This window comes from Rhodococcus sp. R1101 (assembly GCF_000278445.1).
Taxonomy (GTDB): domain Bacteria; phylum Actinomycetota; class Actinomycetes; order Mycobacteriales; family Mycobacteriaceae; genus Rhodococcus; species Rhodococcus gordoniae.
The window spans coordinates 1-12360 of the sequence record NZ_AJVB01000071.1; the positions used below are offsets into that span (position 1 = coordinate 1).

Here is a 12360-nt window from a genome sequence, read left to right on the forward strand (position 1 = left end):
GTCACGTGCACGTCGTGGGCGACCGTCACGGGAGCCCCGTGAACCCGGGGGACCCAGGGAACGCAGCACCGCCCGCCGCCCGTCGGGTCGGTCGGTGCGGTTGCGGACCGTGCTCGTCGGGGCAGGGATCGTCGTGGTGCTCCTCGGGGCGATCGCGGTGGCCTGGTTGTCGCCGTTGCTGTCCGTGCGGTCGATCGAGGTGACGGGGATCGAGGTCGTCACCTACGACGAAGTGGTCGACGCGCTCGAGGTCGCCGAGGGCACACCGCTGCTGCGGGTCGACACGGCAGCGGCGGCGCAGCGTGTCGCGACGATTCCCCGCGCGGCCTCGGTCCGGGTGCAGCGGGTGTATCCCTCCTCCGTGCGTGTGACGGTCACGGAACGGGAGGCGATGGTCTTCTTCGACGCACCCGACGGCACCCATTCGGTCGACATCGAGGGGGTCGACTTCGCGGTCGAGCCACCACCGATGTTCACCCCGCGACTGGTGACGCCCTCGCCCGGCACGGGTGATCCCACGACCCGCGCTGCCGTGGAGGTGCTCGACATGCTGCCGCCCGAGCTGCGCGTCCAGGTCGAGACGATCGAAGCGCCGACGGCCTCCGACATCTCGCTCGTGCTCACCGACGGGCGTGTCGTGGTGTGGGGTGGAGTCGATCGTTCGGACCGGAAGGCGGCGGTCGTCGGTCCGCTGCTGACACAGCCGGGGGAGCGATTCGACGTGGCGAGTCCCGACCTGCCGACGGTGAGGTGAGGCATCGGTGAAATTCGTGCGGCGTGTCCGGCGCGTCTGCTGGCTAATCCCGGTACCCGTGCCATAGCGTTTCGGACAGCCGCGTTACTTGACATAACCTTCAAGCTGTGGTTGAGGGTTTGTCGAGGCGACGTGCTGCATGGCCGTCCGACAGGCGGACGCGACCGACATGAGCCAGACCCCGACCCAGCACCACCCAGACCCGAGCACCACCCGGAAGCATGCACCACCCGGAACTTCAGGAAGGCGAGAGCACATGACGCCCCCGCACAACTACCTCGCCGTAATCAAGGTCGTCGGTATCGGCGGTGGCGGCGTGAACGCGGTCAACCGCATGATCGAGCAGGGACTCAAGGGAGTCGAGTTCATTGCCGTCAACACCGACGCGCAGGCACTGCTCATGTCGGATGCCGACGTCAAGCTCGACGTCGGTCGCGAATTGACCCGCGGACTCGGCGCCGGCGCAGACCCGGAGGTCGGCCGCAAGGCCGCCGAAGACCACAAGGACGAGATCGAAGAGGTGCTCAAGGGCGCCGACATGGTCTTCGTGACGGCCGGCGAGGGCGGTGGAACCGGTACCGGCGGTGCACCCGTCGTCGCGAGCATCGCCCGCAAGCTCGGCGCGCTCACCGTCGGTGTCGTCACGCGCCCGTTCTCGTTCGAAGGCAAGCGCCGCGGCAGCCAGGCCGACACCGGAATCCAGACGCTGCGCGAATCCTGCGACACTCTCATCGTCATCCCCAACGACCGGCTCCTGCAGCTCGGCGACGCCGCCGTCAGCCTCATGGACGCCTTCCGTTCCGCCGACGAGGTGCTCCTCAACGGTGTGCAGGGCATCACCGACCTGATCACCACCCCGGGTCTGATCAACGTCGACTTCGCCGACGTCAAGGGCGTCATGTCGGGCGCCGGCTCGGCGTTGATGGGCATCGGCTCGTCGCGTGGTGAGGGTCGTGCCATCAAGGCCGCCGAGGCGGCGATCAACTCGCCGCTGCTCGAGGCGTCGATGGAAGGTGCGCGCGGCGTGCTGCTCTCGATCGCCGGCGGATCCGATCTCGGTCTGTTCGAGATCAACGAGGCCGCCTCGCTCGTGCAGGAGGCCGCGCACATCGACGCCAACATCATCTTCGGCACGGTCATCGACGACTCGCTCGGCGACGAGGTCCGAGTGACCGTCATCGCTGCCGGGTTCGAGGGCGGAACCCCCGCTCGCCGTCCGGTCGAGGTGGGTCAGCAGCAGCCGGGCCAGTCGCAGCAGCAGCCGCAACAACAGCAGCAGCAGCCGTCCGGCCGTCCCGGTGCGATCGGTGTCGCCCGCGCCGGCGAACTCGGCCGCCCGGAGCGCGAGCCGGTCGAGCCGGCTCCCGTGCGGGACCCGGCGCCTGTTGCCGGCCAGCCTCCGGCAGGAGGGGGCAACGCACCGCGCAGCGTGGACATCGACGACGACGGTGACGACGACGTCGACGTGCCGATCTTCATGCGCCGTTGACGGCTCCGCATCGCCTGCTGCGTGCGCGCCGGGTCGTGACCACACGGGCCGGTGGGGTGTCCGCAGGTCCGTACGACAGTTTCAACCTCGCCGACCACGTCGGTGACGATCCGGCCGCGGTCGCCGCCAATCGGCGGCGACTCGCGTCCGTCATCGGGCTGCCGCCCGAACGCTTCGTCTGGATGGAACAGATCCACAGCCGCAACGTCACCGTGGTCGACGGCCCGGTGACCGGTCCGGTTCCTGCCACCGATGCGCTCGTCACGCGCGAGACCGGGCTCGCGCTCGCGACCCTCAGTGCCGACTGCGTGTCGATCCTGCTGTCCGACGAGGCCGCCGGGGTGATCGCTGCCGTGCACGCCGGTCGTGTCGGTGCGCGCATCGGAATCCTGCCCCGGGTCCTCGACGTCATGGTCGACCTCGGGGCCCGCCCCGAGCGCATCGGCGCATTGCTCGGACCGGCGGCGAGCGGACGGAACTACGAGGTGCCCGCGGCCATGAGAGCCGACGTCGAGGCCCACCTGCCGGGCAGCGCGACCCGCACGAGTCGCGGCACGCCCGGTCTCGATCTGCGTGCCGGTCTGCGCCGGCAGCTCGCCGAGCACGGTGTGACGGCCGTGGTCGAGGATCCGCGGTGCACGATCGAGGACACCGCCCTGTTCAGTCACCGGCGTTCGGCACCCACCGGCAGGTTCGCCTCGGTCGTCTGGCTCGAGGAGGCACGCGGGGAGGGGACGGCGTGAGCGCTCCGGCCTCCGAGGACAGGCGCCGCGAACTCGCCGGACGTCTCGCCGCCGTCCGCGAGCGACTGGACGCCGCGGCCCGCGCGGCCGGTCGGGATCCGTCGGAGGTCGCACTGCTCACCGTCACCAAGTTCTTTCCCGCCTCGGATGCCGTGCTCCTCCACGGGCTGGGATGTGAACGCTTCGGCGAATCGCGTGAGCAGGAGGCGAGTGCGAAGATCGCCGAGTTCCGGGCGAGCGTGGCCGAGCCGGTCGAGTGGCACATGATCGGGCGGGTGCAGCGCAACAAGGCTCGTGCCGTATCCCGCTGGGCGCACACGGTGCACTCGGTTGACAGTCTCCGTCTCGTGCACGCCTTCGAGAAGGGTGTGCGGGCAGCGCTCGACGACGGTGAACGCGAGGCCCCGCTGCGCGCGCTGCTGCAGGTCAGCCTCGACGGAGACCGAGAGCGGGGCGGCGTGGTGGCCGAGGATCTTCCGGCCCTCGCGGACGCGGTCGGCGCGTCCGAGGTGCTCGAACTCGGAGGCCTGATGGGTGTCCCACCGCTCGGGTGGGAGCCCGAGCGCGCGTTCGAGCAGCTGCACGGCCTGCATGCACGCCTGCTGGAGGATCACCCCGCGGCCGTGGAGTTGTCCGCAGGGATGTCCGGTGACCTCGAACACGCGGTTCGGTGGGGTTCGACGTGCGTGCGTGTCGGAACGGCGGTCTTGGGGTATCGACCGTTAGCCTGAATGACATCCGCCGCGCGAGGGAAAGGCGATCGATGAGCACACTCCACAAGTTCAAGGCGTACTTCGGGATGGTGCCGCTCGAGGATTACGAGGACGAATACCTCGACGATCCGGCGAGCGGCCGTCGCGACCGCGATCGGGACTACGGCGACGCGCCCTACGGCGGCTACGCGCCGTCGCACCGCGACGAGTACGCCCCGTCGCATCGCGAGGAACCGGTCCGCGAGTTCGAACACGACGAATTCGACCGGTACGAGCCGGCACCCCGCCCGCGGGTCGAGCCCATCACGGCCCGCAGTGCCCGCCCGGCGCCCGCCCCGGCCCGTGCTGTCGCCGGGCGTGCATCCCTGGGTGCCGAGAGCCGGCTCGAGCGCGCCGAACCCCGGCGTGGCGCGCTTTTCGACGAGGGAGGTCCGTTGTCCAAGATCACCACGTTGCGCCCCCGTGACTACAGCGAGGCGCGGACGATCGGTGAGCGTTTCCGCGACGGGACTCCGGTCATCATGGACCTCGTCGAGATGAGCAACGCCGACGCCAAGCGTCTCGTCGATTTCGCGGCCGGACTCGCGTTCGCGCTGCGCGGCTCGTTCGACAAGGTGGCCACCAAGGTCTTCCTGCTTTCGCCCGCCGACATCGACGTGTCCGCGGAGGAGCGGCGGCGCATCGCCGAGACGGGCTTCTACAACCAGCAGTAGTCGACGCGCGATGCGCGGGCGCGCACGTCGCGCCCGGCGTCGCACGCCCGTCGCCGTCCCTCGAGTGTCCCGACACGCCCGGCCATGATGCAGATCACTGCAGGCCGGGCGTTTCGGTTTTGATCGACCCGTCCTCGTCGGGCATTGTGGGCAGGTGGCCGTTTTCGAGGTGCTGTGGTTCCTGCTGTTCATCTTCTGGCTTCTGCTGATCGGACGGATCATCGTCGAGTTCATCAGAACCTTCGCGCGGGAGTGGAAGCCGTCCGGCTTCGTCGTCGTCGTCCTCGAAGCGATCTTCACGGTCACGGACCCGCCGGTGAAGCTGCTGCGGAGGTTGATTCCTCCGCTCAATCTCGGTGGTGTACGGCTCGATCTGTCCATCATGGTCTTGCTGTTCATCGTGTATTTCCTCATGGCATTCCTGCCCAGGGGCGGAGCAGCATGACGCCCCCGTCCGGCGTCGTGCCGGGCAGTCCCGGAGCTGCCGTGTGCCACAATGGAGTGCCATATACAGTGGGTTTTGATACGCGTAACGCACTGTCGATTACTCAGAACGCCTGCTTGACCGCTTACTCGACGCGTGAAGGGATCCTTCCATGCCGCTGACACCAGCTGATGTGCACAATGTCGCGTTCAGCAAGCCTCCGATCGGGAAGCGTGGTTACAACGAGGACGAGGTCGACGCCTTCCTCGATCTCGTCGAGCAGGAGCTGACGAATCTCATCGAGGAGAACGCCGACCTGCGTCAGCGGGTGGCCGAACTCGACCAGGAGCTCGCCGAGGCCAAGAAGGCGCCGCGCACCGCGTCGTCGTCCGCGCCGGCGGACCCGTCCAAACCGGAACCCGCACGCGTGGTGGAGACGCCCAAGCCGGAGCCCGCTCCGGCGCCGGCCCCCGCTCCGGTCGCCGCGGCACCGTCGAGCGGCGACGCGAGCATGCAGGCCGCCAAGGTCCTCGGACTCGCCCAGGAGATGGCCGACCGGCTCACCGGCGATGCCAAGGCCGAGGCCGAGGAGCTCGTCCGCAATGCCCGGACGAATTCCGAGCAGCTCGTCTCCGATGCCCGCACCCGCAGCGAGGCGATGATCGCCGACGCGCGGCAGAAGTCCGACGCGATGCTCGCCGACGCGCGCACCCGCTCCGAGACGCAGCTGCGTCAGGCCAAGGAGAAGTCCGACGCCCTGCAGGCCGACGCCGAGAAGAAGCACACCGAGATCATGGCGACCATCAACCAGCAGCGTTCCGTGCTGGAGGGTCGTATCGAGCAGCTCAAGACGTTCGAGCGCGAGTACCGAGTGCGTCTGAAGTCCTACCTCGAATCGCAGCTCGAAGAGCTCGAGCAGCGTGGTTCGGCCGTTCCGGTGGACGGCGGACAGGAAGCGTTCAACCAGTCCAACTCGTCGTCGTTCGGGTCGTCGTCCTTCGCTAAGGGCAACAGCTGACCGACGGTCTCCGGCCTGATGCTGTACGGCCCTGGTGCTGTACCTCGGTAGAGGAGGAGCGTCGTGCTCGTCGTCACGCTGGTACTCGCAGCTGTCGGATTCGGTCTCCTCGTGATCGCGTTGATGACCGGATCCGTGGTCTGGGCATGGGGTTGTATCGCGGTGTGCGTCGTGGGAGCGGTGATCCTGCTCGCGAGCGCACTCGGCGGACGGAGCTCGGCCGGAGGCGAGTGGGCCGATCCGCGGTCCGCCGGGCAGGCCGGACGTCGCGGCCGGCGCGCACCGCGTCCGCGTCCCGGCGACCGGAATTCGTCGGATCGCTGAAGCGTCCTACAATATGCACCATCGAGTGAAACTCGATCCCGCGCATGCGGGGCGGCGTCGATCCGGCCATCACCGGGGAGCCTCCGGAAGAACGGCGACCGCCGCGGTCGCTCACTAGAACCGGACGGGTGGGCCCGTCACAGCCCGAACGAGTGGCCGTCCTCCGGGACGTGCAAGCGGGGTGGTACCGCGGTAGCCGTGCACGCGCACGGTGATCGTCCCCGTGCCGAGACGTATCCAGGCACGGAGGAGCCACGCTGTGACCGAGAACCACGCTGCACCGGATCCCACCGCGGCAACCGCCGGCGGTACCGCCGGATATCCGCGCGTCGACTACGACCTGCCGCGCGATTCGGGCGTCGACTTCCCGGCGCTCGAAGAGCGCGTCCTCGCACAGTGGGCCACCGACGGCACCTTCGAGGCGTCCCTGCGCAATCGCGACGGCGCCGACGATTTCGTCTTCTACGACGGCCCGCCCTTCGCGAACGGCCTGCCGCACTACGGGCACCTGCTCACCGGCTACGTCAAGGACGTCGTTCCGCGCTTCCAGACCATGCGCGGCAAGAAGGTCGACCGCCGCTTCGGCTGGGACTGTCACGGTCTGCCCGCCGAACTCGAGGCCGAGAAGCAGCTCGGCATCACCGACAAGTCGCAGATCGACTCGATGGGCCTCGCCGAGTTCAACGCGTACTGCAAGCAGTCGGTGCTGCGCTACACCGGTGAGTGGCGCGACTACGTCACCCGTCAGGCCCGGTGGGTCGACTTCGACAACGACTACAAGACACTCGACCTCGACTTCATGGAGTCGGTCATGTGGGCGTTCAAGTCGCTGTACGAGAAGGGCCTGATCTACCAGGGCTTCCGCGTGCTGCCCTACAGCTGGTACGAGCAGACGCCGTTGTCGAACCAGGAGACCCGCCTCGACGACGCATACAAGATGCGTCAGGACCCGGCGGTCACCGTCGACATGGTGCTGCGCGCCCCCGGCTCCGAACTCGACGGTGCGTGCGCGCTCATCTGGACCACCACGCCCTGGACCCTGCCGTCGAACCTCGCGATCGCGGTGCACCCCGAAATCGAGTATGTCGCGGTGCGCGGCGCCGACGCGAAGATCTACCTGCTCGCGCAGGACCGCCTCGGTCATTACGCCCGCGAACTCGGCGAGGAGCCCGAGGTCCTCGGCCGCTACCGCGGCGCCGACCTCGTCGGCCTCGCCTACGAGCCGCCCTTCGATTTCTTCACCGGGCGGGAGAACGCCCACCAGGTCATCGCCGCCGACTACGTCACCACCGAATCCGGTACCGGAATCGTCCACCTCGCACCGGCCTTCGGTGAGGAGGACATGGAGTACTGCCAGCGCAACGGCATCGAGCTCGTGCAGCCGCTCGACCCGGGCGGCAAGTTCACCTCGATGGTCCCGCCGTACGAGGGCCTGCAGGTCTTCGACGCCAATCCGGTGATCATCAAGGACCTCAAGGCCGCCGGAAAGTTGTTGCGGCACGAGACCATCGAGCACTCCTACCCGCACTCGTGGCGGTCGGGCCAGCCGCTGATCTACATGGCGGTGCCGTCGTGGTTCGTCGCCGTCACCCGCTTCCGCGACCGCATGGTCGAACTCAATCAGCAGATCACATGGGTGCCCGAACACATCCGCGACGGCCAGTTCGGCAAATGGCTCGAAGGTGCCCGCGACTGGAACATCAGCCGTAACCGGTACTGGGGCAGCCCGATCCCCGTGTGGGTGTCGGACGATCCGGAGTACCCGCGCGTCGATGTCTACGGTTCGCTCGACGAACTCGAACGCGACTTCGGTGTGCGGCCCACCGACCTGCACCGGCCGATGATCGACGAACTCACCCGGCCCAACCCCGACGACCCGACCGGCAAGTCGACGATGCGTCGCGTTCCCGAGGTGCTCGACTGCTGGTTCGAGTCCGGTTCGATGCCGTTCGCTCAGGTGCATTACCCCTTCGAGAACCGCGACTGGTTCGACACGCACTATCCGGGCGACTTCATCGTCGAGTACAACGGGCAGACCCGCGGCTGGTTCTACACGCTGCACGTCCTCGCGACCGCGCTGTTCGACCGTCCCGCCTTCAAATGTGTTGCTGCCCATGGCATCGTCCTCGGCGACGACGGTCTGAAGATGAGCAAGTCGAAGGGCAACTACCCCGACGTCAACGAGGTCTTCGCCCGCGACGGCTCCGATGCCATGCGGTGGTTCCTCATGTCGTCGCCGATCCTGCGCGGCGGCAACCTCGTCGTCACCGAACAGGGCATCCGCGAGGGCGTACGGCAGGCGCTGCTGCCGCTGTGGAACGCGTGGAGCTTCCTGCAGCTGTACGCGTCGAAGCCGGGCACCTGGCGGACCGATTCGCCGAACGTGCTCGACCGGTACATCCTCGCCAAGCTCGCGCAGACCCGCGAGGTCATCACCGAGGCGCTCGAGACGGTCGACATCGCCGGTGCGTGCGACGAACTGCGCACCTTCTGCGACGCGCTGACCAACTGGTACGTGCGGCGCTCGCGGAACCGGTTCTGGGACGAGGACACCGACGCGATCGACACCCTCCACACGGTGCTCGAGGTCGTCACGCGCCTGGCCGCGCCGTTGCTGCCGATGGCGTCCGAGGTGGTCTGGCGGGGTCTGACCGGGGGCCGGTCGGTGCATCTGACGGACTGGCCGGCCGCCGACGACCTGCCGTCGGATCCGGCGCTCGTCGCCGCGATGGACGAGGTGCGCGGTGTGTGCTCGACCGTGCTGTCGCTGCGCAAGGCGCAGAAGCTGCGCGTGCGGCTGCCGCTGCCGGAGGTCACGGTCGCAACCCCGGGATCGGCGCACCTCGATCCGTTCGTCGACCTCATCAAGGACGAGGTCAACGTCAAGCGGGTCGTGACGACCGACGACGTCGAGGCCCACGGCCGCTTCGAGGTGGTCGTCAACGCGCGTGCGGCCGGTCCGCGCCTCGGCAAGGACGTGCAGAAGGTCATCAAGGCCGTCAAGGCCGGAGACTGGTCGCAGGCGGAGGACGGTACGGTCACCGCCGCCGGCATCACACTGCTGTCCGAGGAGTACACCAGCCGCCTCGTCGCCGCCGAACTGGAATCCACGGCCGCACTGCCGGGCGGCAACGGGCTGGTGGTCCTCGACACGACGGTCACCGAGGAGCTCGAGGCCGAGGGCTGGGCCAAGGACCGCATCCGCGAATTCCAGGACGCGCGCCGCAATCTCGGACTGGAGGTCTCGGACCGCATTTCGGTGCGGTTCGAAGTTCCGACCGAGCGTGCGGAATGGGCTGCCCGCCATCGTGATCTGATCGCGGGTGAGATCCTCGCCACGACCTTCGAACTCGGTGCGGCCGAGGGCGACGCGATCGAACTGGGCGAGGGGACGCGCGCGTCGATCGTCAAGGCGTGACTCGTCGCTGGGTGTTGCACCTGGATCTCGACGCGTTCTTCGCGTCCGCCGAGCAGTTGACCCGGCCGACCCTGCGGGGTCGGCCGGTCCTCGTCGGGGGGCTCGGGGCCCGCGGGGTGGTCGCCGGTGCGAGTTACGAGGCACGCGTCTACGGCGCGCGCTCGGCCATGCCGATGAGTCGGGCACGCCGACTCGTCGGACCGGCTGCGGTCGTGCTGCCTCCGCGCGGCATCCTCTACCGCGAACTGAGCGGACTCGTCTTCGACACCCTGCGCGCCCGGATCCCGATCCTCGAGACCCTCTCGCTCGACGAGGCGTTCGCCGAACCTCCCGAACTGGTGGGTGCCGACGCCGCCGAGGTCGAGTGGTTCTGTTCGGAGCTACGCGAACATGTGAGGGAGAGAACGGGTCTCGTCGCGTCCATCGGAGCGGGGTCGGGCAAGCAGATCGCGAAGATCGGATCCGGTCTCGCGAAACCGGACGGTGTGCTCGTCGTGAGGCCGGAGGGCGAACTCCCGCTGTTGCACGGCCTGCCCGTGCGCAGACTGTGGGGTATCGGCCCGGTGGCCGAGGATCGGTTGCGGCGGCTCGGCATCGAGACGATCGGAGATCTCGCGGCCCTGCCGGTCGCAGAGGCGGCATCGATCCTCGGCGGCACGGCCGGACCGGGTCTGCACCGGCTCGCCAACGGGTTCGACGACCGGCCCGTCGTCGAGCGCGCAGAGGCGAAACAGGTCAGCGCCGAGACCACTTTCCCGACCGACATCGTCGCGATGCCCGGGTTGAGGCGCGCGATCGCGGCGTCCGCGTCCGCCGCGCATTCCCGGCTGCGCAAGGACGGCCGTGCCGCCCGCACGGTGGTGCTCAAGCTGCGCAAGGCCGACATGTCGGTACTCACCAGGTCGTCGACGCTGCCCTATGCCACCGAGGACGTTCGGGTGCTCACCGCCGCGGCCCAACGTCTCGCGCTCGATCCCCTCGAGATCGGGCCCGTCCGGCTCGTCGGTGTCGGCTATGCGGGTCTGTCCGCGATCGCGCAGGACACGCTGTTCCCCGAACTCGACCGGACGGCGACCGAGGAGTCCGTGCCGGCCGAGGACGACGACGAGGAGGCGGTCGCGTCGAGCGGACCGGCCACCCGCTGGACGCCCGGCGCCGACGTCCGCCATCCCGAGTTCGGGCACGGATGGGTGCAGGGCGCGGGACACGGCGTGGTCACCGTCCGCTTCGAGACCCGCAGCACGGGCGCGGGACCTGCGCGGACGCTCGACGAGAACGATCCGGGGCTCACGGTCGCCGATCCCCTCGCGAGCCTGAACTGAAACACGTTCCCGGCGTCCTCACGGTCCTCTCACTACCGCCGGGTACTCTTGCGGGCGATCCGCTGCCGGATGACCGAGCACGACGAACGCGTCGTGCACGACCGAACGAGAAGGACGAGAAGTTGAAGCTTCGCAAGATCACCGTCGCCACTGTGGCGCTCGCCGCTGCCCTCACGATGTCCGCCTGCAGCTCGGACGACGGCGGTAGCTCCTCCGAGACCGCGAAGACCAGCACCACCACGACCGCTGCGGCTCCGGTCGCCGACTACCCGCCGGTGCCCTCGCCCGAGGAACTCAACGCCGACCTCGCGCGCGCCTTCGACCTCAACGTCCCGGCGTCCGAGAAGACCGATCTGGTCCAGGGTGCCGAAGAGGATCCCGAGCTGATCAACAAGGTGGCCCAGGCCGCCAACGACGCCGGCGTGCAGGTGAACGTCGTCGATGTGACCGACAACGAGAACGGCACCATCACCGCCGGTGTGGAGATGGCGCTCGCGGGCAGCAACCAGCCGTCCTTCGGCACGGTCGACTTCGTCGCCGAGGACGGCACCTGGAAGGTGTCCAAGGACTACGCGTGCTCCATCGTGATCAACATGGCGCAGCTGCAGTCCCCGGCCTGCGCGTGATGTAGTACTCGTCCCGAACGACTCGACGGCCGGCGCGGAACATCTGCGCCGGCCGTCGCCGTCGTCTCCCTGCTGTTTCCGGATTACCGATCCGGGACGGCCCAACCCACCCGGTCGACCTGCGACTGGGACAGCCGCGTTCCGCCATCCGGTTCGACGTAGGTCTGATCGCCTCGCACCGTCAGCTCTCCGCCGACCGGCAGGGGGAGCGACGTGTCGACCGTCATCGACCCCTCACCGGCCATCGTGTACTGCTCGATGTCGAGACGGCCCTGCCCGTTCGGCAGCACCCAGGTGGACTCACGCGGTGTCTGTTCGACCTTCACATCGACCGTGATGCGATCGTCCTCGCGCTCGACGAGCGTCGCCGTCCCCACCTGGTCGAGGGTGATGCCGGCGCTCATCACCTGCTGGTGGACCTCCCACACCGCGCCCACCCCGATCGCTTCCTCCGGGAACGACACGATGCGATAGACGGCCTGGTAGAAGGCCTGCTCGATCGCCGACCGCGCGATGTTCGCCGCATCGGGGGCAGGTTCGAGGCGCAGCGCGCTGATAGCGCCGGTCGGCCCGATCGTCAATCCTGCTCCGGAGCCTTCGGCATCGGACAGCGCCGACCCGAGCGTCCCGTCCGGCGACGTCGCCGACCCGACCGTGATGTCGACGACGGTGCTCGGATCCTTGTCGGAGATCGCCCGCTCGACCGTGGCCGAGAGCGGAAGAGTCAACTCGGGTGTGGAGAAGTCTTGTTGCGGGTCGGCGCCGACCCGCTGGAAGACCTCGGAGCGGGTGGTCAGCACGACGTTCTGCTGCACC

The 12360-nt window shown here is 68.6% G+C and carries 12 protein-coding genes; 11 read left to right on the plus strand and 1 reads right to left on the minus strand.

From position 1 onward, the window contains the following. Nucleotides 1-94: 94 nt before the first annotated feature. The 11 genes from R1101_RS0107540 to R1101_RS0107590 all read left to right on the plus strand — a co-directional run bounded on the left by R1101_RS0107540 (nt 95) and on the right by R1101_RS0107590 (nt 11544). Nucleotides 95-754, plus strand: a complete 660-nt coding sequence (locus tag R1101_RS0107540) for a cell division protein FtsQ/DivIB (RefSeq protein WP_016932842.1) — start codon at nt 95-97, stop codon at nt 752-754. A 256-nt stretch (nt 755-1010) separates the two neighbouring features. After that, nucleotides 1011-2243 (plus strand): cell division protein FtsZ, encoded by a 1233-nt coding sequence (gene ftsZ, locus R1101_RS0107545; RefSeq protein WP_016932843.1) that lies wholly within the window; start codon nt 1011-1013, stop codon nt 2241-2243. Further along, a complete protein-coding gene (gene pgeF, locus R1101_RS0107550) occupies nt 2240-2986 on the plus strand; it encodes a peptidoglycan editing factor PgeF (protein WP_016932844.1) in 747 nt (248 codons plus the stop codon). Before ftsZ ends, pgeF begins: the two co-directional genes overlap by 4 nt. Then, a complete protein-coding gene (locus R1101_RS0107555) occupies nt 2983-3717 on the plus strand; it encodes a YggS family pyridoxal phosphate-dependent enzyme (RefSeq protein WP_016932845.1) in 735 nt (244 codons plus the stop codon). The genes pgeF and R1101_RS0107555 overlap by 4 nt, the downstream gene beginning before the upstream one ends. Before the next feature lie 32 nt (nt 3718-3749). Continuing rightward, complete coding sequence (locus R1101_RS0107560) at nt 3750-4412, plus strand: cell division protein SepF (RefSeq protein WP_016932846.1); 663 nt, start codon at nt 3750-3752, stop codon at nt 4410-4412. 154 nt (nt 4413-4566) lie between these two features. Next, nucleotides 4567-4857: a YggT family protein gene (locus R1101_RS0107565; RefSeq protein ID WP_006554132.1), complete on the plus strand. Its 291-nt coding sequence runs from the start codon at nt 4567-4569 to the stop codon at nt 4855-4857. A gap of 151 nt (nt 4858-5008) precedes the next feature. Then, nucleotides 5009-5854 (plus strand): DivIVA-like cell division protein Wag31, encoded by an 846-nt coding sequence (wag31, locus tag R1101_RS0107570; protein WP_016932847.1) that lies wholly within the window; start codon nt 5009-5011, stop codon nt 5852-5854. A 63-nt stretch (nt 5855-5917) separates the two neighbouring features. Then, on the plus strand, nt 5918-6178 hold the full coding sequence (locus R1101_RS0107575) for a hypothetical protein (protein ID WP_016932848.1): 261 nt from the start codon (nt 5918-5920) through the stop codon (nt 6176-6178). Between the two features lie 259 nt (nt 6179-6437). Next, the gene (gene ileS, locus R1101_RS0107580; RefSeq protein ID WP_016932849.1) at nt 6438-9596 is read left to right on the plus strand and encodes an isoleucine--tRNA ligase; all 3159 of its coding nucleotides are present in this window, start codon (nt 6438-6440) and stop codon (nt 9594-9596) included. Between the two features lie 11 nt (nt 9597-9607). Further along, a complete protein-coding gene (locus tag R1101_RS0107585) occupies nt 9608-10918 on the plus strand; it encodes a DNA polymerase IV (protein WP_016932850.1) in 1311 nt (436 codons plus the stop codon). Nucleotides 10919-11040: 122 nt separating this feature from the next. Beyond that, nucleotides 11041-11544 (plus strand): hypothetical protein, encoded by a 504-nt coding sequence (locus tag R1101_RS0107590; RefSeq protein ID WP_016932851.1) that lies wholly within the window; start codon nt 11041-11043, stop codon nt 11542-11544. An 83-nt stretch (nt 11545-11627) separates the two neighbouring features. Here the strand turns inward: R1101_RS0107590 and R1101_RS0107595 are convergent. After that, a partial coding sequence (locus R1101_RS0107595) for a hypothetical protein (RefSeq protein WP_016932852.1) occupies nt 11628-12360 on the minus strand: 733 nt, incomplete at its 5' end.

Coding starts and splice junctions, on each gene's coding strand:
- ftsZ (WP_016932843.1), top strand. CDS start 1,011: ATGACGCCCCCGCACAACTACCTCGCCGTAATCAAGGTCGTCGGTATC.
- R1101_RS0107560 (WP_016932846.1), top strand. CDS start 3,750: ATGAGCACACTCCACAAGTTCAAGGCGTACTTCGGGATGGTGCCGCTC.
- wag31 (WP_016932847.1), top strand. CDS start 5,009: ATGCCGCTGACACCAGCTGATGTGCACAATGTCGCGTTCAGCAAGCCT.